The organism is Gemmobacter lutimaris (assembly GCF_003570715.1).
Classification (GTDB): Bacteria; Pseudomonadota; Alphaproteobacteria; order Rhodobacterales; family Rhodobacteraceae; genus Gemmobacter; species Gemmobacter lutimaris.
Window position 1 is genome coordinate 201264 of record NZ_QXXQ01000005.1, and the last position, 18474, is coordinate 219737.

Sequence of the window (18474 nt, forward strand, 5' to 3'; positions counted from 1 at the left end):
CGCCAGCCCCGGCTGGATCACGCGGCATTGCAGCTTTGGATCACCTGATTGCGGCCGCGCGATTTGGCACAAAGCAGTGCCCGATCCGCAAGGCCCACCAGATCGGCGGCGGGAATGGTGTCTGACGCCGCGAGTTGCACCGCCAGTCCGATGGAAATGGTGACCTGCAACGCCTGCCCCCCTGACAGAATGATCGGCGGTTTCTCGATCGCGTGGCGCAACCGCTCGGCGGTCTGGCAGGCTTCTGCGGTTCCGGTCTCGGGCAGGGCTACCAGAAATTCTTCGCCGCCGATACGGGCCACAAGATCGGATGGGCGCAGGTTGGCGGACAACCGCTTCGCCACCTCGACGAGAACGGTATCGCCCGCGGCATGGCCCCATTGGTCATTTACGGTCTTGAAGCGGTCGAGGTCGATGACCATGACCGCAAATGCGGTGCCGCCGCTATGGGCGCGCTCGGCAATGGCGGCAAGGCGGGGCTGGGCATAGCGGCGATTGTAAAGCCCGGTCAGAGGATCGGTGACCGCGAGGCGCAGGCCATCCTGCACCGAATCGCGCAGCCGGTCGCCGTTGCGCTTGCGCCGCAGCAGGGATTGCAGCCTGAAGGCGAGTTCTTCGCCCGGAAGGTCGAAGGGCAGGGCGGCATTTGCGCCCATGTCGTAGGCGATGGCCATTTCGGCAGGGCGCATCCTTTCACCGATCAGAACCATGGCGCTATGCCGCGCGCTGCGGCGTGTCCGCAGGTCGGACATTAGGCGCAAACCGCCCCCCGCGCCGCCGATGTCGGTGTCCAGCACAAACGCATCGGCGGCCAACCCCTCTGCCGTGGCATTCAGCACCTCGTCTCGGCCCATGCACCGCACCTCGGCCCCCGACCGGCCTGCAAGTTGCCTGCGCAGGCGCAGGGCCTGTTCGGGGCGTTCGGTGACAATGATGACAAGTCCCTGCCGGTCAAAACCTGCGGGGGCCTCGGCCAGACCCAGCACCTGCAGGGCCTGTTCACGGTGGCCCAGTTCCTCTGCCGTTTCGCGCAGGCGCAGAAGATTGCGCAACCGTGCCATCAGAACCTGATCGTCCAGCGGCTTGGTCAGGCAATCTTCTGCCCCCGCCCGCAGCGCAGCCATGCGCAGCCCGGAATCGGCTGCCGCCGCCAGCATCAGCACCGGAATATCCACCGTGGCCGGATCCCTGCGCAAACCTTCCAGCACCGCAAGGCCGGTCATGTCGCCCAGATCGGCATCCAGAAGGATTGCATCGGGTTTCGCCTCGCGGGCTAGGGCGAGGCAGCTTTGCCCATCACCGGCCAGCAGAGGCTGGTAGCAGGCCGCCGCCAGCTTCACCTTGAAGACGATGCGATTGGTGGCCACGTCATCCGCGATGAGAATTTTGCCGACCATTGCCTTCTCCGCCGCCGTCATCGTTCCCTGATCGACAGTGTTCCGCGAGATGGTTAAGAAATCATTGCCAGATGTTCACTCTTTTGGGGCAAAGCACGAAATGTCGCATCTTGAAATGGAGTTTTTCCGGTGATCGCGCGCGAGGCCGCCGAAACTCTGGCCATCCGCGCGCTGGGCTGGCTGGTGTCGCAGGAAGAGTTGTTGCCGGGTTTTCTGGCCGCGACAGGCAGCGCCCCGGCAGATCTGCCCGCGAGGGTTGCCGACCCCGAATTTCTGGCGGCGGTCATGGATTTTCTGCTGGCCGAAGATGCGATGGTCGTGGCTTTCTGCGAGTCGGCTGGGCTGCCATATGAGGCCCCCATGCAGGCGCGGGCGGCCTTGCCGGGCGGCGATCTGCCCCACTGGACTTGATGGCGCTGGTTGCGCAGGGAGAAGGCGATTACATGATCGACGCGCTCATCTTTGACAAGGACGGCACGCTGTTCGATTTCCGGCAAAGCTGGGGGGCTTGGGCGGCGCGGCTTCTGGCCGAACTGGAGCCCGATGCCGACCGCCGCGCGGTCTTGGCGCAGGCCATCGGTTTTGATGCGGCCCGGATGGATTTCGCGCCAGACAGCCCGGTCATTGCGGCCACTGCGCCCGAAATCGCCGAAGCGATGCTGCCGCATCTGGCGCCCGAGGCCGCAGGCAGCCTTGTGGACCGGATGAACCTTCTGGCAGCGGAGGCCCCGACGGTCGAGGCGGTGCCGCTGGTGCCGCTGTTCACTTCGCTGAAGGCGCGCGGGTTGAAGATCGGGCTGGCGACCAATGACACCGAAACCCCGGCACGGACACATCTGCGCAATCACGGTGTGCTGGACCTGTTCGATTTCGTGGCCGGATATGATTCCGGCTATGGTGGCAAACCTGCTCCGGGGCAGCTGCTGGCCTTTGCGCAACATCTGGGGCTGCATCCGGCGCGCATCGCCATGGTGGGCGACAGTCGGCATGACATGGAGGCCGGGCGGGCGGCGGGCATGACTTGCATCGCCGTTCTGACGGGCATCGCCCTGCATGACGAACTTGCACCGCATGCCGATCTGGTGCTGGATCATATCGGTGCGCTTCCGGGCTGGCTGGACAGCCTTCCGGTGGAGACGCCGGGGCGGTAGCCAAAAAACGACACAAACCTGTCGCGTGCGTTGTCCGCCTGGGGCTTCGCTTTCGGCCATTCTGGCACGAAGCGGAATCTCAGCATGGAGAACGGGCATGAGCGACGATCAGGGCCGCAAACGCAGCCGCGCCGGTGGCCGGGCGGGCAATCAGGCGCGTGCCGGTACCGCCGTGATCGACCAGATGCCCTGGCGTATCCCGGTGCTGCCTGACGCCCCGGTAGAGCCGCTGGACGCCGAAGGTGTGCAGCGTGTGCATAGCACCGCCATGCGCATCCTGAAGGAAATCGGCATCGAGATGCTGAACCCCGAAGCCTGCGAGATCCTGAAACAGGCGGGGTGCAAGGTTTCGGGCACCAATGTGAAGATGGACGAGGATTTCGTGATGGAGATGGTGCGCAAGGCGCCGTCGCAATTCACCATCACGCCGCGGAACCCGGAACGCGAGATCATCCTTGGCGGGCGACACATGGTGTTCGTCAATGTCTCGTCCCCGCCGAATGCCTGGGATCTGGAACGCGGCAAGCGATCCGGCGATTTCGAGACGTTCAAGGAATTCATGAAGCTGACGCAGTACTTCAACTGCATCCATATCGCCGGCGGCTACCCGGTGGAGCCGATCGACATTCACCCTTCGGTGCGGCATCTGGACTGCCTGTTCGAAAAGCTGACGCTCACCGACAAGGTGTGCCACGCCTACAGCCTTGGCGCCGAGCGGGTCGAGGATGTGATGGAGATGGTGCGCCTTGCCGGCGGGCTCAGCCATGATGAGTTCGAGGCCAAGCCGCGGATGTATACCAACATCAATTCGGTCTCGCCCCTGAAACACGATTATCCGATGCTGGATGGTGCGATGCGGCTGGCGCGGCGGCGGCAACCGGTGGTGGTGACGCCCTTCACGCTGGCGGGCGCCATGGCGCCGGTCACCATGTCAGGCGCGGTGGCGCTGTCGCTGGCCGAGGCGCTGTCTGCCATTGCGCTGCTGCAATACATCAGCCCCGGCTGCCCGGTGGCTATCGGCACCTTCACGTCGAACGTCGATATGAAATCCGGCGCCCCGGCCTTTGGCACGCCGGAATACATGCGGGCGACACAGATGACCGGGCAGCTTGTGCGCTTCTACGGCGTGCCGCAGCGGTCTTCCGGCGTCTGTGCGGCCAATGTGCCGGATGGCCAGAGCATGTGGGAAACCTGCAATTCGCTTTGGGCTGCCGTGCAGGCCGGGTCCAACATGGTCTATCATGCGGCCGGTTGGCTGGAGGGCGGGCTGATCGCCAGCCCCGAGAAATTCGTGATGGATTGCGAGGTGCTGCAAATGATTCAGCGCTACTGCGAGCCGCAGACCTTTGCCACCGGCGACGACGATCTGGCCTTTGACGCGATCCGCGAAGTGGGCGCTGGCGGGCATTACTTTGGCTGCCAGCATACTCAGGACCGTTATCAGACCGCCTTCTATTCTCCCTTCCTTGCCGACTGGCGCAATTACGAGGCGTGGCATCAGGATGGTGCGGTCTGGACGGCGGAACGTGCGCACCGGATGTATAAACAGATCCTCGCCGATTTCACCCCGCCCCCCATTGAGGGCGACCGTCTGGAGGCGCTGACCCGCTTCGTGGCGCAGCGCAAGCAGGAAGGCGGGGCGCCCACTGATTTCTGACCGCCTTTCCCTTGCCCCCGGGGCGGGATAACCTGCGCCGGAACGGCAGGAGGCAGGCATGGACCGGCAGATTTCGCAACGCATCGCCATGGCGGCGACCGGGGGGGTGGCAGGGCTGGCCTTCTTTGTGCTGGGCCAGATCCATGATTATCAGCTGCTGCCCGAACGCGCGGCACTGGCGCTGACCGGCTTTACGCTCGTATTCTTCGTTGCCGTTCTGGGCATGGCCGGACCGCTGTCCTTGCGCCGCGCGCTGCTGACCGCGTTGCCGCTGGCGCTGAGTGTCGGTCTTGGCCTTGCATGGGTCAGCCTGCGCTTCGTCTCGCTGGACCAGATGTTTGGCACGCCCACCGTGATCCTTTCCGCGCTTGCGCTGACCTTCCTGCCGCAACCCTTTCTGGTGGCAGCGCAGCAAAGCCACTGGCGCGACTATCGCCTGCTGTTTACCGAAGCCTGGACCATCGTGATCCGCTACGCGGCGGCCTGGCTGTTCGTCGGCATCGTCTGGGCTGTGCTGTTCCTGTCGGATGCACTGCTGAAGACCGTGGGTATCGGCCTGCTGGGCGATCTGATCAGCGCACCGCTGTTCAGCCCGATCATCACGGGTATCGCGCTGGGCCTTGGCATCGCCGTTATCGACGAGATGTCGGACGTGATGTCACCTTACCTGATCCTGCGGTTGTTGCGGTTGCTGCTGCCGGTATTGCTGCTGGTGGTTCTGCTGTTCCTTGTGGTGCTGCCGGTGCAGGGGCTGGACGGGCTGTTCGGCTCGCTTTCGGCGGCGGCGACGCTGCTGACCATTGCGGCTACCGGGGCAACGCTGGTGACCTCGGCCGTCGATCAGTCGGACGACGAGGCCGCGCGCGCCGCGCCGGTGCGGCTGGCCGCGCGGGCGATGGCTGTGCTGATCCTCGCGCCTGCCGTGCTGGGGGCATGGGCGATCTGGCTGCGTGTCGGGCAATATGGCTGGACCCCCGAACGGGTGCTGGCTGCTGTGATCGCGGGCTTCGGGTTGGGCTACGGTCTGCTTTATGCTCTGGCCGCCCTGCGTCCGGGCAACTGGATGGCCCGGTTGCGGCAGGCCAATATCGTGATGGCACTTGTGCTGATCGCGGTGGCGGCGGCGCTTCTGACCCCGATCCTCAACCCCGAGCGTATCGCCGTCCAAAGCCAGCTTGCCCGGCTGGACACAGGCCGCGTTGCCGTGGCCCGTTTCGATCTGGAGGCGATGCAAGGCTGGGGACGGTCCGGCCGCGACGCGGTTGAGGCATTGCGCCAGCGCGCGACCGAGCCGGGGCAGGAGGCGCTGGCCGAGCTGTTTGTGCGCAAGCCACTGGCAGCCCCGGCATCGCCCGAGGATGCGGCGGCGCTGCGCAAGGAGATTGCGACCCTCATGCCGGTCCGGCCTGCGACGGCCGCGGCGCTGCGTGATCGCGTTCTGGCGGATCTGGCGGCGCCCGAACTGGCGGACTGGCGGCAGACCTGTCTGCATGAATTGCCGGGCGGCGGTGCGCCGGGATGCCTGATGATTGTGGGCGATTTCTGGCCACATGCACCGGGGGACGAGGCGCTTGTCTTGCTGTTGCGCGATGGCGGCGCGCTGGATGTGACTGGTTTTGGCTGGCGCGATGGCTTGTCCGAGCGGCGGTATGTCAGCCCGCTGGAAGGTCGCCTGCCGGAAGGGGCCGAGGCCGTGGCATTGCTGCGCCGCTTTGCCGAAACCCAGCCCGAGATCGTGCCGGTGCCGCTGAACGCCCTGCGTCTTGGGGATGCCGTGCTGCCGCTGCTGCCCTAAGGGCTTTGTTAAGGCCCGTGCCCTAGCCTTGCGGGAATCCGAGGGGGTTTCCGATGCACGGTCTGATCAACAGGGCGATCCAGTGCTTTCTGCGCGATACCTATGGCGCGCCGGTCTGGGCGACCGTCGCGCAGGAGGCGGAGCCGGGGCTTGAAGGGTTTGAGCCGATGCTCGTTTATGACCCCGATCTGACCGACCGGGTGATCGACGCCGCTGCACGGCTTCTGGCCCGGCCGCGCGATAGCGTGCTGGAGGATCTGGGCATTTATCTGGTGTCGCATCCCAATGTGCAGGCGCTGCGGCGGCTCTTGCGCTTCGGCGGGGTCACTTTCGTCGATTTTCTGCAATCATTGGAAGAATTGCCCGGTCGCGCCCGGCTGGCGGTACCCGACATTGATCTGCCCGTGCTGGAACTGCAGGATCATTCCGCCACCGAATTCACCCTGACCTGCCGCTCGCCGATCCGGGGGGCGGGGCATGTGGTGGTCGGCCTGTTGCGGGCGATGGCGGATGACTACGGCGCGCTGTGCCTTGTCGATCATGGCGGGTGTGCGGGCGACTGCGAAAGGATCGAGATAACGCTTGCGAAAACCGGGTTCAGCGCCGGTCGGCAGTTCGATCTGGCGCGCGTCATGCCGGGAGGGGCGTAATGCGTCCCGCTAGTTTCGACGCATCGGCCCTTGGTCTTCTGTTGCCGCTGCATCTGTATGTCGCGGCAGACGGACGCTTGCGCGGTTTTGGCCCGACGGCAGCCAAACTTCTGAGCCAGACCTGCGGGGGCGCCAGTTTCTTTGACGTGTTCGAGATCAGGCGCCCGTCCGGTATCCTTGACATCGCAGGGTTGCAGCGCGTCACCGGGCAGCGACTTGTCCTTTCTGCGCGGGCGGTCCCGATGACGCCGTTTCGTGCCATAGCCGTGCCGCTGGCCGTGGGGCAGGGACTGCTGGTCAACCTGTCCTTCGGGATCGACATCATGGATGCCGTGCGCCGCCATGCCCTGACCAGCGCCGATTTCGCGCCAACCGAACTGGCCATGGAACTGCTTTATGTGGTCGAGGCCAAATCTGCCGTCACGGATGAATTGCGGGGTTTGACCCTGCGCCTGCAGGGGGCGAAGACCGTGGCGGAGGAGCAGGCGGCAACCGATGCGCTGACCGGCCTGCGTAATCGCCGCGCGTTCGAGCTTGCCTTGCAGCGCACGATTGATGCGGGTCAAACGTTTGGATTGATGCACCTTGATCTGGATTTCTTCAAACAGGTAAACGACAGCCTTGGCCATGCGGCGGGCGATCATGTGCTGCGCATGGTCGCGCGCGTCCTGACAACGGAAACCCGGAGCGGTGACACGTTGGCGCGGATCGGCGGAGACGAATTCATGCTCCTCCTGCCCGGAGCTACCGATCCGACGCGACTGGTGGATATCGCTCACCGGATCATTTCCCGCATTTCTGACCCGATCGCATACGAGGGGCAGATCTGCCGGGTGGCTGCCTCGGTCGGCATAACAATGTCGGGCTTTTATCACCCGCCGGAGGCTGCGACAGTCATGCAGGATTCCGATCTTGCGCTTTATGCCGCGAAACACGCGGGCCGGGGGTGCGCACGGATGCACCGGCCCGACAGCGCAACACTGGATGTCGGGCCATGACGCGCCTCAGATCGGGGTGGACGGCGCCCCCCCTTCGAAATGGTTCGGACGGCTGTAGTCGCAGGGGGCTTCCTGCATCTGAAGGTGCAGTTGCGTTCCGGTATAGGGATGCGCGCGCGCCACCGCTTCGTCAAAATCAATACCAAGGCCCGGCGCCTCGGGCGGCAGGATATAGCCGTCTTCCCAGCGGATCGAATTCCGGATCAGTTTCTGGTGGAAGGCCCCACCCGTTTCAATGGTTTCGGCAATCAGCAGATTGGGGATCGAAGCCGCCAGATGCACATTCGCCGCCCATTCCACCGGCCCTGCATAAAGATGAGGCGCCATCTGGGCATTGAACACCTCGGCCATGGCGGCGATCTTCTTCGCTTCCCAGATGCCACCGACCCGTCCCAGCGCGGGTTGCAGGATTTTGACACCGCCTGCCCGCAGCAGGGTGCCGAATTCGGCCTTGGTGGTCATCCGCTCGCCCGTCGCCAGCGGCACACGCACCGATTTCGCCACTTCGGCGAATTCCAGCAGATTGTCGGGCGGGATCGGCTCTTCATACCACAGCGGGTTGTATGGTTCGAGCTCGCGCCCCAGACGGATCGCGCCGGGGGTGCTGAACTGGCCATGGGTGCCGAACAGCAGGTCTACCCGGTCGCCCACCGCCGCGCGGATGGCGCGACAGAAGACGACGGAACGGGTGATGTCGGACATGGCGGGTTCGTGCCCGCCGCGAATGGTATAGGGACCAGCCGGGTCGAACTTCACCGCTGTAAAGCCAAGATCCATGAAACGCACGGCCGCTTCGGCCGCCATCTCGGGCGAGACCCAGAATTCGGCGCTTTCCCGGCCGGGTTCGGGGTAAAGATAGGTATAGGAACGGATGCGTTCATTGATCCGCCCCCCCAGAAGTGCCCAGACGGGGCGGTTGCGCGCCTTGCCAAGGATGTCCCAGCAAGCGATCTCCAGCCCTGAAAAGGCGCCCATTACCGTGGGATCGGGCCGTTGGGTGAAGCCCGAGGAATAGGCGCGGCGGAACATCAGCTCGATGTTTTCCGGGTTTTCGCCCTGCATGTGGCGTTCGAACACATCTTCGATCACCGCCTGCATGGCCTTCGGGCCGACGGTCGAGGCATAGCATTCGCCATACCCCGTGATGCCGTCATCGGTCGTCAGCTTCGGGAAAATCCAGTATCGCCCGCCCCAGCCCGGTGCGGGCGGAGCGACGATGAAGAGTTCCAGATCCTTCAGCTTCATGTGCTGTCTCCCCTGTCGCTGAGGCGGGGCCAGTCGATTTCCGTCGCCCGCTCCCGCTGTGTTCAGGAGAAAGGCTAAGCCCGCAATGGACTTGAGGCCAGTGATTGCGCGACAAGGGTGGCCTGTGTGCGACAATTTCCGTCGCAAATGCGGCGCCTGCGTCGCGGTGGAGATTTGTGCCTGCAAACCGATCTGGATGTCGTGAAAGGACAAGGTTGTCACAAGCGAAAGATCGCACGGATCAGGAATGCTTATGTTATTTCAATATATCAGCCGTCTTCTTTCGCACGGACCATAATTGCCGGATTGTTCGATTTACACATGACCTATGCGGCGCAAGAAGCCGGAAAGCGCCTCGGCAAATGCTTCGGGAGCATCGACTGGCGGCAGATGGCCTGAACCGCGCAGCAGGCGAAACTCGGCTCCGGCGATCAGTTCGGCGGTTTCGCGCACCAGATCAGGCGGGGTCGATCCGTCCTCGCTGCCGGAAAGGACCAGCGTTGGCAGGGTCAGGCTGGCGGTCGGGGTATAGAAATCTGTCCCGCCAATCGCGGCGCAGGCGCCGACATAGCCATCAGGCTGACAGGCCATCACCCGTTCGCGCCATGGCAGATGACGATCCTCTGCGCGGAAACGGCGGCTGAACCAGCGCTCCATCGTGGCATCGGCCACGGCTTCCATCCCGGTATCGGCTACGGATTGCGCACGGGCCTGCCACTGGCTTTCGATACCGATGCGCGCGGCGGTATTCGACAGGACCATGCCGCGCACCAGATCCAGCCGCTTGACGGCCAGCCCCTGCGCCACAAGCCCGCCCATCGACAAGCCGACGAAAACGCAATCCTTCACCCCCAGATGATCCAGCAGGCGTTCCGCATCGCGCACCAGCGCGCCCATTGTGTAGGGTGGTGCGGGCACGTCCGACCCGCCATGGCCGCGATGGTCATAGCGGATCAGCCGGAGGCCAGGGGGCAACAGCGGCAGCACCGCGTCCCACATCGTCAGGTCAAGGCCAAGCGCGTGGGAAAAGACAACAGGCGCACCAGAACCTTCATCGCGGTAGTTCAGGCGCAGGTCGGGCAGAAAGGCCAGCGGCATGGCTCAGCCCCCGAAGCGCGACAGCGCCGAAGCGAAAAGGCCAGCGTCGATATTCCCGCCCGAGGCGATGACGATCACATCGTCGCCCTCGATCTGGTCGGGGCGGAACAGCGCGGCGGCAAGCGCCACGGCACCGCCGGGTTCCAGCACGATCTTCAGACGCGTGAAGGCCAGTGCGACGGCCTGCAACGCCTCGTCATCCGTCACGGCAAAGCCGGGGCCGCAGAGGCGGCGGTTGATCGGGAAGGTCAGCGCGCCGGGGGCGGGGGTGACGATGGCATCGCAAAGCGAGCCTGCCAGCCGGGCGTTGCGGCAGACCTCGCCACTGGCAAGGCTGCGGGCGGTGTCGTCAAAGCCTTCAGGTTCTGCCGGGCGAGGGCGCAGGCCGGGCGCGCGGCTTTCCAGCGCAAGCCCGACGCCGGCTGTCAGCCCGCCACCGCCGCAGGGAATGATGACATCCGCCTGCCGGATGCGGTGTTCGGTCGCCTGTTCCGCGATCTCAAGCCCACAGGTGCCTTGCCCGGCGATGACCTCGACCTCGTCATAGGGTTTGATCAGCGTCAGGCTGCGCTCGGCGGCGATACGGGCGCCGATGGCATCACGATTTTCACGCTCGCGGTCATAAAGCACAACCTCGGCACCAAGATCGCGGGTATTGGCGATCTTCAGCCGGGGCGCGTCGCCGGGCATCACAATGACACAAGGCGCGCCGTGGCGTTGCGCAGCCAGTGCCACGCCCTGCGCATGATTGCCCGAGGAATAGGCGATGACGCCCTTTTCGCGCTGGTTCGGTGTCAGGGCCGATACCGCCGACCAGCCGCCGCGAAACTTGAAAGAACCGGTATGTTGCAGGCATTCGGCCTTCACCCAGACCCGGCGCCCGGCAATGTCGTTCAGGAAGGCAGACCCCAGCAGCGGCGTGCGCAGCGCGTGGCCCGCCAGACGGGCGGCCGCGGCTTCGATATGGGCGATGTCGGTCATGCCATGCTCCTGATCCAGCGATGCAGAGCATCGACGGATTCGGTTTCGTCAAGGAAGGGGATATGGGCGCGGTCCGGCACATCGGCAAAGATCATGTCGGGGCGGCGTCGGCGCATCTCGGTCGCGGTCGCTTCGGACAGCAGATCGGAATTGGCCCCCCGGATCAACGCGACCGGCAGGTCCGCCAGCGCGTCGAACAGCGGCCAGGCTTCCGGCAGATCGCCCTTGAAGGCGGCAAGGAAAGCATCGCGCAGCGCCGGATCATAGGTGATGCCAAGCCCGCGTTCAGTGGGCTTGTAATGCAGCCGCGCTTCCTCCAGCCAGCGGGTTGCGGGCACATTGGCAAAGCCCGGCATGTTGCGGGGCAGGGCCTCGGCCAGTGCTTCGTGGCTTTTGGCGCGGGGGTTGTGGCCGATGTAGTCGAAAATCCGCTCCAGCCCCGGACGTTCGATCACCGGGCCGATGTCGTTCAGCGCGGCGCCCAGCAACCGGTCCTTCGCGGTGGCAGCGAGGAACATGGCGATCAGCCCGCCGCGCGAGGTGCCCAGAACGGCGGCTTTGTCGATTTTCAGATGATCCAGCAGGCGCAGCGCATCCTGCGCCTCTTGGGGCACGGTGTAGGTATCGGCGCCGGTCCATTCGCTGGCGCCGCGCCCCCGGTAATCCATGCGGATCAGCCGGACGGGTGGCATATGCGGGATCATGTAATCGAAATCGCCCATTGTGCGGGTCAGGCCGGGCAGGCACAGCACAGGCAGCCCCGCGCCTTCGTCCTTGTAGGCAAGGCGGGCGCCATCGGCAGCAGCGAAGAATTCGGTCATGGCAGAAGGTCCGTCAGTGAAGAAAGGTCTCGGGCAATATGGTCTGGCCGTCCCGGCAGGCGGTCAACCGGCGCGCCCATGCGGTTGACCCAGAGCGTGCGGAAGCCGAAAGCACTGGCCCCCGCCACGTCCCAGCCGTTCGAGGACACGAACAGAACATCAGCCGGGGCCACATCGAAACGCGCGGTCACCAGCGCATAGACCGCCGGGTCGGGCTTGTAGATGCCCAGATCCTCGACCGACAGCACGGCGTCGAGCATGGAGGCAACGCCCGCCGCACGGGTGGCAGAGGCCAGCATGGCGGGCGTTCCGTTCGACAGGATCGCCCGTGGCAGGCCGCGCGCCTGCACGGCGGCCAGCATCGCGGGCACCTCCGGGTAGGCGGGCAGTTCGTCGTAAAGCGCCAGCAAGCGGGTGCGCAGGGCCACGTCCTCCAGTCCCGCCGCTTCCATCGCCCAATCCAGTGCCTCGGCGGTGACGGTGGCGAAATCGGCATGGTCGCGCATCAGGCTGCGCAGCCATGTATATTCAAGCTGTTTGCGGCGCCAGTCATCGGCCAGTCGGGGCCAGAGGCCTGCCAGTCGGCTGTCGCTGGCGGCTGCCACCCGCGCGGCACCCGCGACGTCAAACAGCGTGCCATAGGCATCGAAAACCACCACTGAAACCTGCATTGCGCACCTCCGGGGCGCAAACTGGCACAGGGACGGCCCGGGCGAAAGGGGGGCAGCGGCGGATCGTCGCGCTTGCCCCGCGCCGGTCCAGCCCCTAAACCCGTCGGCGCGAGACAGGAGAAGCGCGATGGCCCGTGGCACCCAACCCCTTCCCGACCGCGCCACATCGAAACGTGTGGGCGCGCTTTCCGGGCTGAAACCTTTTCTTGCGCCGTATCGCCTGATGGTGATCGGCGCGCTGGCGGCGCTGACGCTGACCGCCACGGTCAGCCTGATCCTGCCACTGGCGGTGCGCCGGGTGGTCGATAATTTCAACTCCGCCGCCGGGTTGCTGGACCAGTATTTCGGGGCGGCTCTGCTGATCGCCGCCACGCTCGCGCTGGGCACCGGGGCGCGCTACTATCTTGTCACCCGGTTGGGTGAGCGGGTGGTGGCGGACATCCGCCGCGCGCTGTTCAACCGCGTCTCGGGCCTGTCGCCCGCCTTCTTTGAACGCATCCTGACCGGCGAGGTGCTGTCGCGGCTGACCACCGATACGACGCTGATCCTGTCTGTGATCGGGTCTTCCGTTTCGGTCGCGCTGCGCAATGTGCTGCTGCTGCTGGGGGGCCTTGGCTTCCTGTTCTGGACCTCGCCGAAGCTGACCGGCCTTGTTCTGCTGGTGGTGCCGGTGGTGGTGGTGCCGATCGTGGTGATGGGGCGCAAGCTGCGCAAGCTCAGCCGCGACAATCAGGACTGGATCGCCGCTTCGTCGGGATCGGCCTCCGAGGCCTTGCAGGCAGTTCAGACTGTGCAGGCCTATACGCATGAGGGTCGCACCCGCGCCGCATTCGCCGATGTGACCGAGAAATCCTATGCCTCGGCACAGGCGCGGATCGGCACGCGGGCGGTGATGACGGTCATCGTGATCTTCCTCGTCTTTGCCGGGATCGTCGGTGTGCTGTGGATCGGTGCGCGCGACGTGCGCGAAGGTGCGATGACGGCGGGCGAGCTGGTGCAGTTTGTCATCTATGCGGTGATGGTGGCGGGGGCCGTGGGCGCGCTTTCGGAAATCTGGGGCGAGTTGCAGCGCGCGGCCGGTGCGACCGAGCGTCTGGTCGAACTGTTGCATGCTGAAGATACGGTGCAAGACCCGCCCGCGCCCAAGGCGTTGCCGCGCCCGGTGAAGGGTGAAATCGCCTTTGAAGGCGTGCGCTTCCATTATCCCACCCGGCCCGAAACCTCGGCCTTGAACGGCGTGGACCTGCTTGTCCGCGCGGGCGAGACGGTGGCGCTGGTCGGTCCTTCGGGGGCGGGCAAGACCACGATCCTGCAACTTCTGCAACGGTTCTACGATCCGCAGGAAGGCCGGGTGACGCTGGACGGGATCGACCTGCGCGACATGGCGCGCGGCGACTTCCGTCAGGCCATGGCGCTGGTGCCGCAAGACCCGGTGATCTTCGCGACCTCCGCACGCGACAATATCCGCTTCGGCCGCCCCGAGGCGAGCGATGCCGAGGTGGAGGCCGCCGCCCGCGCCGCCGCTGCGCATGATTTTCTGACCGCGCTTCCCGAAGGCTATGACACTTTCCTCGGTGAACGGGGCGTCATGCTGTCGGGCGGACAGAAGCAGCGGGTGGCCATCGCCCGCGCCATCCTGCGCGATGCGCCGGTGCTGCTGCTGGACGAGGCGACCTCGGCACTGGATGCGGAAAGCGAACGCGCGGTGCAGGCGGCGGTGGACCGACTGGCCGAGGGGCGCACCACGCTGGTGGTGGCGCACCGTCTGGCCACCGTGAAACGTGCCGACCGGATCGTTGTCTTTGAAAGTGGCCAGATTGTCTCGCAGGGCAGCCACGAGGAACTGGTGGCCGAGGGCGGGCTTTACGCGCGCCTCGCGCGGCTGCAATTCACTGACGGCGCGGCCTGATCCCGCCGGCAGGGGGAATTTTGCCGCAGAATGTTCACTGGAACCGCACAGCAATGCGGGGCATTCTTTGCCTGTAAGGGCCGGGCATGTTGCCGCGGCCGGTGATGATGGGAGAATGTCATGGGTCTTTGGTCCTTCGTGAAGGATGCCGGCGCGTCTCTGTTCGGCTCGGAAGCCGAGGCCGCCGAGGCACCGGAAGCTGCCGCCGCCAAGGAAGAGGCGCTGAAGAAAGAGGTTGCGAAGCTGGGCCTTGATGCCAAGGATGTGCAGATCAAGGTCGAGGGCGACAAGGTCAAGCTGACCGGCAAGGCCTCAACCCCGGAAGCGCAGGAAAAGATCATCCTCGCCGTGGGCAATGTCGATGGTGTGGCCGAGGTCGAGGCCGAGGATCACCCCGATGCCCCCGCCCCTGTGTTCCACACCGTCAAGAAAGGGGATACCCTTTCGGCCGTCGCCAAGGCGACACTTGGCAATGCCAACCGATATATGGAAATCTTCGAGGCGAACAAACCGATGCTGAGCCACCCGGACAAGATCTATCCGGGTCAGATGCTGCGCATTCCGCAGAAGTGATCGTGGCGCGGGCGGCCGCTGCGCCGCCCGCTTCTGACGCTGCGTCGGGCCGGGCAGGACGTAGCGTTGCCAGATGCCGCCTTTGCTTGCGGCATGGCCCGGAAATCCGCATTCTGGGTCGCAGGAGACCGCCCGGTCGTCGCATCACGCGCGGAACCGGCGGCAGGGGAGGAATTGACGGATGGGAAGCTTTGCCAATGTCGCCGACATCAAGGCGATCGAGGCCGAAATGGGCTGGGCCGAACGTGACATGGCCCGTAGCATTCACGACTTCATCGGCCGCGCGGCCAAGGCTCACGGAGCCCGCCCCGCTGTAACCTACATGCTGACTTCCGGTCCTGCCGATCCTTCGGAAACCCTGACTTGGGCTGAACTTTTCGGCAAGGTCACGCAGGCCGCCAACCTGTTTAGCAGTCTGGGTGTCGGCGAAAAGGATGTGGTGGCCTTCGTGCTCCCCAACAGCTCGGAAACCGTGCAGGTGCTGCTGGGCGGCATGGTTGCGGGAATCGTGAACCCGATCAATCCGCTGCTGGAACCCGAACAGATCAGCGCGATCCTGCGCGAGACCAATGCCAAGGTCGTCGTCACCCTGCGCGCCTTCCCCAAGACCGACCTGTCAGCCAAGGTGGCCGAGGCGGTGAAATACGCGCCTTCGGTCAAGACGGTGCTGGAAATTGATCTGCTGCGCTACCTGAAGCCGCCGAAGAAATGGATTGCGCATTTCCTGCGCCCCAAATCGCCGGTCGGGCATCATGCCAATGTCAAAAGTTTCCATGCCGAGATACGCAAACATCCGGCTGACCGGCTGACCTTTGCCGATACGCGCGAGGATCGTGTGGCCGCCTATTTCCACACCGGCGGCACCACCGGCATGCCGAAGGTGGCGCAGCACAAAGTCTCCGGCATGGTCTATAACGGCTGGCTGGGGCACCGGCTGCTGTTCCGCGAAACCGATACGGTGATGTGCCCGCTTCCGCTGTTCCATGTCTTCGCGGTCTATCCGATCCTGATGTCCATGATCGCCTCGGGCGCGCATGTGATCTTTCCGACGCCGGCCGGTTATCGCGGCGAGGGCGTGTTTGACAACCTGTGGAAGCTGCTTGCGCGCTGGAAGGTGACATACCTGATCACCGTGCCCACCGCGCTGGCCGCGCTGATGCAGCGCCCGCTTGATGCCGATGTCAGCACGCTGCGCGGCGCCTTCTCCGGTTCGGCGCCCCTGCCGATCGAGTTGTTCAACCGCTTCGAAAAGGCGACCGGCGTGCAGATCATCGAAGGTTACGGCCTGACGGAGTGCACCTGCCTTGTATCTTGCAACCCGCCCTCGGGGGCGAAGAAGACCGGCTCTGTCGGCATTCCGTTCCCCTATACCCATGTCCGCATCCTGCACACCGATGGTAATGGCGGCTTCCGCGAATGCGGTGTCGATGAGGTGGGCGAGATCTGCGTGGCAAACCCCGGTGTCTTCGAGGGGTCTACCTATACCGAGGTGGACAAGAACCGCTCGCTCTTCGCCGAGGGCCGTTATCTGCGCACCGGCGATCTGGGGCGGCTGGACGCCGAAGGCTATCTGTTCATCACCGGGCGGGCGAAGGATCTGATCATCCGGGGCGGTCACAACATAGACCCGGCGCTGATCGAGGAAACCCTGATGCGGCACGAGGCGGTGGCCTTCGTCGGCGCCATAGGCCAGCCCGATGCCCATGCGGGCGAGTTGCCCTGTGCCTATGTCGAACTGGTGAAGGGCGCGACCGTGACCGAGGCGGAGCTTGCGGCCTTTGCCAAGGAGCATATCCCCGAACGCGCCGCTGTGCCGAAACACGTCGAAATCCTCACCGAACTGCCCAAGACTGCCGTGGGCAAGGTGTTCAAACCCGACCTGCGCCGCATGGCAATCCGCCGGGTTCTGGATGCCGCGCTCGCCGCCGAAGGTCTGGAAGCGCGCGTGGTCGAGGTGGTCGAGGACAAAAAGCGTGGCCTCACCGCAAAACTCGCGCCGAAGGCCGAGGCAGATCGCGTGGCGCATGTGCTGGGCAATTTCGCAACCGCCTGGGACTGGCTGGGCTGAACCAGGTTAGCTGTCGGTGTCGATCCAGATCGTCACCGGCCCCTGATTGACCAGCTCCACATCCATATCGGCGCCGAAGATGCCATTGGCGGTGGGTAGCCCCTCCGCCTGCATCCGCGCGGTGAAATAGTCATACAGCCGCTGTCCTTCGGACGGGGGCGCGGCGGTCGAAAATCCGGGACGGTTGCCGCGCAGATCGGCCGCCAGCGTGAACTGGCTGACGATCAGGCAGGCACCGCCGATGTCGCGCACCGACAGGTTCATCTTGTCCTTGTCATCGCGAAAGATGCGCAGCTTGGCGATCTTTGCCGCCAGCTTGTCGGCCTCGGCTTCGGTATCGCCCTGCATGGCGCAGACGAGGATCATCAGCCCCGTCCCGATCTCGCCTGTCACCGCGCCATCCACCGTGACGCGGGCGCGCGAAACTCTCTGGACGATGGCCCTCAAAGCTCGGACCGCCAGGGCGGATTGGCGCCCGCGCGCGACACGGTCACGGCCGCCGCGCGCGTGCCAAGGCTCAGCGCCGCGTCCAGCACCGTATCGGGCAGGGTGGTCAAAGCCTGCTTCGTCAGCACACCTGCTTCGTCCAGCGCCGCCAGAACGCCCGCGTTGAACGTATCGCCTGCGCCTACCGTATCAGCCACAGTCACCTTGGTCGCCGCGACGAAGCGATCCTGCGTTGCCGTGACCGCCCGTGCACCCGCCGCGCCCTCGGTGATGAACACCAGCTTCGGGCCCTGCGCGACAATCCCCCGCGCCAGCGCCGAAACCTCACCCGGACCCAGCAGCCAGTGCAGATCCTCGTCCGACAGTTTCACGATATCGGCCCGCGCGATCATCCGCTCGATCCGCGCGCGATAGTCCGCTTCTTTCCCGGCAATGAAACCGGGCCGGATATTGGGGTCGATCATCGTCACCCGTGCGGGAGCCTCACGCGCCTGCAACGCCTCGTAGGTGCTGGCGGCGGGATTGTTCACCAGACTGATACCGCCGAAGAACAGCGCGCCCACATCGGCCGGCAATTCGGGCAGTTGATCAACCGAAAGCATCCGCCCCGCCGTGCCCTCATCGTAAAAGGCATAGGTCGCCTGACCGTTCACCAGCTTGACGAAAGCCACCGTCGTCGGCCGTTCAGAACGCGCCAGAAATCGCGTATCCACTTTCGAGGCTTCCAGCGTCTCGGCCAGAATCTCGCCCAGCATGTCGGTCGAGACGCCTGAAAAGAAGGCCGAAGGTGCGCCCAGCCGGCCCAGCGCGATGGCGGTATTGAATACCGCCCCCCCGGCATAAGGTGCGAAACAGGGTTCGCCCGCCGTGCTTTCGCGCGGCAACATGTCGATCAGCGCCTCGCCACAGCTCAGAATCATCGCAACCTCCCGAAGTTTCGGCGCTTATATCCGAAAAAACAATGTTAGCGCAAACATTGCCCTTGTTCCTTGCAAAATACTCCCGGAGGGGGA

17 protein-coding genes are annotated in these 18474 nt (G+C 64.9%); 9 read left to right on the forward strand and 8 right to left on the reverse strand.

What is annotated here, in order from left to right:
* Window positions 1-17: 17 nt before the first annotated feature.
* Complete coding sequence (locus tag D2N39_RS11280) at window positions 18-1397, reverse strand: diguanylate cyclase (RefSeq protein ID WP_119134996.1); 1380 nt, start codon at window positions 1395-1397, stop codon at window positions 18-20.
* Between the two features lie 132 nt (window positions 1398-1529).
* Between D2N39_RS11280 and D2N39_RS11285 the strand changes: the two genes are divergently transcribed.
* The 6 genes from D2N39_RS11285 to D2N39_RS11310 all read left to right on the forward strand — a co-directional run bounded on the left by D2N39_RS11285 (window position 1530) and on the right by D2N39_RS11310 (window position 7648).
* Window positions 1530-1808 carry a DUF3572 domain-containing protein gene (locus tag D2N39_RS11285; protein ID WP_119134997.1) on the forward strand — a complete coding sequence of 93 codons (279 nt, stop codon included), beginning with the start codon at window positions 1530-1532 and terminating at the stop codon, window positions 1806-1808.
* Window positions 1809-1840: 32 nt separating this feature from the next.
* Window positions 1841-2548: an HAD family hydrolase gene (locus D2N39_RS11290; protein WP_119134998.1), complete on the forward strand. Its 708-nt coding sequence runs from the start codon at window positions 1841-1843 to the stop codon at window positions 2546-2548.
* A gap of 97 nt (window positions 2549-2645) precedes the next feature.
* Window positions 2646-4205, forward strand: a complete 1560-nt coding sequence (locus D2N39_RS11295; RefSeq protein WP_119134878.1) for a trimethylamine methyltransferase family protein — start codon at window positions 2646-2648, stop codon at window positions 4203-4205.
* A gap of 58 nt (window positions 4206-4263) precedes the next feature.
* Window positions 4264-6000, forward strand: a complete 1737-nt coding sequence (locus D2N39_RS11300) for a DUF4153 domain-containing protein (RefSeq protein ID WP_119134879.1) — start codon at window positions 4264-4266, stop codon at window positions 5998-6000.
* A 53-nt stretch (window positions 6001-6053) separates the two neighbouring features.
* The gene (locus D2N39_RS11305) at window positions 6054-6650 is read left to right on the forward strand and encodes a heme NO-binding domain-containing protein (protein ID WP_119134880.1); all 597 of its coding nucleotides are present in this window, start codon (window positions 6054-6056) and stop codon (window positions 6648-6650) included.
* On the forward strand, window positions 6650-7648 hold the full coding sequence (locus tag D2N39_RS11310; protein ID WP_119134881.1) for a GGDEF domain-containing protein: 999 nt from the start codon (window positions 6650-6652) through the stop codon (window positions 7646-7648). Before D2N39_RS11305 ends, D2N39_RS11310 begins: the two co-directional genes overlap by 1 nt.
* 6 nt (window positions 7649-7654) lie before the next feature.
* Here the strand turns inward: D2N39_RS11310 and D2N39_RS11315 are convergent, their stop codons facing one another.
* The 5 genes from D2N39_RS11315 to D2N39_RS11335 form a co-directional block, all read right to left on the reverse strand.
* A complete protein-coding gene (locus D2N39_RS11315; protein ID WP_119134882.1) occupies window positions 7655-8893 on the reverse strand; it encodes a mandelate racemase/muconate lactonizing enzyme family protein in 1239 nt (412 codons plus the stop codon).
* Between the two features lie 315 nt (window positions 8894-9208).
* Window positions 9209-9991: a 3-oxoadipate enol-lactonase gene (pcaD, locus tag D2N39_RS11320; protein WP_119134883.1), complete on the reverse strand. Its 783-nt coding sequence runs from the start codon at window positions 9989-9991 to the stop codon at window positions 9209-9211.
* A 3-nt stretch (window positions 9992-9994) separates the two neighbouring features.
* Window positions 9995-10972, reverse strand: a complete 978-nt coding sequence (locus D2N39_RS11325) for a threonine ammonia-lyase (RefSeq protein ID WP_119134884.1) — start codon at window positions 10970-10972, stop codon at window positions 9995-9997.
* On the reverse strand, window positions 10969-11793 hold the full coding sequence (locus D2N39_RS11330; RefSeq protein WP_119134885.1) for an alpha/beta fold hydrolase: 825 nt from the start codon (window positions 11791-11793) through the stop codon (window positions 10969-10971). The genes D2N39_RS11325 and D2N39_RS11330 overlap by 4 nt, the downstream gene beginning before the upstream one ends.
* The gene (locus D2N39_RS11335) at window positions 11790-12464 is read right to left on the reverse strand and encodes a haloacid dehalogenase type II (RefSeq protein WP_119134886.1); all 675 of its coding nucleotides are present in this window, start codon (window positions 12462-12464) and stop codon (window positions 11790-11792) included. Before D2N39_RS11335 ends, D2N39_RS11330 begins: the two co-directional genes overlap by 4 nt.
* A 127-nt stretch (window positions 12465-12591) precedes the next feature.
* Between D2N39_RS11335 and D2N39_RS11340 the strand changes: the two genes are divergently transcribed.
* The 3 genes from D2N39_RS11340 to D2N39_RS11350 all read left to right on the forward strand — a co-directional run bounded on the left by D2N39_RS11340 (window position 12592) and on the right by D2N39_RS11350 (window position 17014).
* A complete protein-coding gene (locus D2N39_RS11340; RefSeq protein ID WP_199725241.1) occupies window positions 12592-14373 on the forward strand; it encodes an ABC transporter transmembrane domain-containing protein in 1782 nt (593 codons plus the stop codon).
* Window positions 14374-14493: 120 nt separating this feature from the next.
* Complete coding sequence (lysM, locus tag D2N39_RS11345; protein ID WP_119134887.1) at window positions 14494-14946, forward strand: peptidoglycan-binding protein LysM; 453 nt, start codon at window positions 14494-14496, stop codon at window positions 14944-14946.
* A gap of 181 nt (window positions 14947-15127) precedes the next feature.
* The gene (locus D2N39_RS11350; protein WP_119134888.1) at window positions 15128-17014 is read left to right on the forward strand and encodes an acyl-CoA synthetase; all 1887 of its coding nucleotides are present in this window, start codon (window positions 15128-15130) and stop codon (window positions 17012-17014) included.
* A gap of 6 nt (window positions 17015-17020) precedes the next feature.
* Here D2N39_RS11350 and dtd read toward each other — a convergent pair whose 3' ends face one another.
* Both dtd and D2N39_RS11360 read right to left on the reverse strand, forming a co-directional pair.
* Window positions 17021-17461: a D-aminoacyl-tRNA deacylase gene (gene dtd, locus D2N39_RS11355; protein ID WP_119134889.1), complete on the reverse strand. Its 441-nt coding sequence runs from the start codon at window positions 17459-17461 to the stop codon at window positions 17021-17023.
* Complete coding sequence (locus D2N39_RS11360) at window positions 17458-18381, reverse strand: carbohydrate kinase family protein (RefSeq protein WP_119134890.1); 924 nt, start codon at window positions 18379-18381, stop codon at window positions 17458-17460. Before D2N39_RS11360 ends, dtd begins: the two co-directional genes overlap by 4 nt.
* Window positions 18382-18474 lie beyond the last annotated feature (93 nt).

What these genes read in the sequence shown, in the direction of transcription:
- D2N39_RS11280 (WP_119134996.1), bottom strand. Translation starts at nt 1,397, where the DNA reads ATGGTCGGCAAAATTCTCATCGCGGATGACGTGGCCACCAATCGCATC.
- D2N39_RS11290 (WP_119134998.1), top strand. Translation starts at nt 1,841, where the DNA reads ATGATCGACGCGCTCATCTTTGACAAGGACGGCACGCTGTTCGATTTC.
- D2N39_RS11295 (WP_119134878.1), top strand. Translation starts at nt 2,646, where the DNA reads ATGAGCGACGATCAGGGCCGCAAACGCAGCCGCGCCGGTGGCCGGGCG.
- D2N39_RS11300 (WP_119134879.1), top strand. Translation starts at nt 4,264, where the DNA reads ATGGACCGGCAGATTTCGCAACGCATCGCCATGGCGGCGACCGGGGGG.
- D2N39_RS11305 (WP_119134880.1), top strand. Translation starts at nt 6,054, where the DNA reads ATGCACGGTCTGATCAACAGGGCGATCCAGTGCTTTCTGCGCGATACC.
- D2N39_RS11310 (WP_119134881.1), top strand. Translation starts at nt 6,650, where the DNA reads ATGCGTCCCGCTAGTTTCGACGCATCGGCCCTTGGTCTTCTGTTGCCG.
- D2N39_RS11315 (WP_119134882.1), bottom strand. Translation starts at nt 8,893, where the DNA reads ATGAAGCTGAAGGATCTGGAACTCTTCATCGTCGCTCCGCCCGCACCG.
- pcaD (WP_119134883.1), bottom strand. Translation starts at nt 9,991, where the DNA reads ATGCCGCTGGCCTTTCTGCCCGACCTGCGCCTGAACTACCGCGATGAA.
- D2N39_RS11325 (WP_119134884.1), bottom strand. Translation starts at nt 10,972, where the DNA reads ATGACCGACATCGCCCATATCGAAGCCGCGGCCGCCCGTCTGGCGGGC.
- D2N39_RS11330 (WP_119134885.1), bottom strand. Translation starts at nt 11,793, where the DNA reads ATGACCGAATTCTTCGCTGCTGCCGATGGCGCCCGCCTTGCCTACAAG.
- D2N39_RS11335 (WP_119134886.1), bottom strand. Translation starts at nt 12,464, where the DNA reads ATGCAGGTTTCAGTGGTGGTTTTCGATGCCTATGGCACGCTGTTTGAC.
- D2N39_RS11340 (WP_199725241.1), top strand. Translation starts at nt 12,592, where the DNA reads ATGGCCCGTGGCACCCAACCCCTTCCCGACCGCGCCACATCGAAACGT.
- lysM (WP_119134887.1), top strand. Translation starts at nt 14,494, where the DNA reads ATGGGTCTTTGGTCCTTCGTGAAGGATGCCGGCGCGTCTCTGTTCGGC.
- D2N39_RS11350 (WP_119134888.1), top strand. Translation starts at nt 15,128, where the DNA reads ATGGGAAGCTTTGCCAATGTCGCCGACATCAAGGCGATCGAGGCCGAA.
- D2N39_RS11360 (WP_119134890.1), bottom strand. Translation starts at nt 18,381, where the DNA reads ATGATTCTGAGCTGTGGCGAGGCGCTGATCGACATGTTGCCGCGCGAA.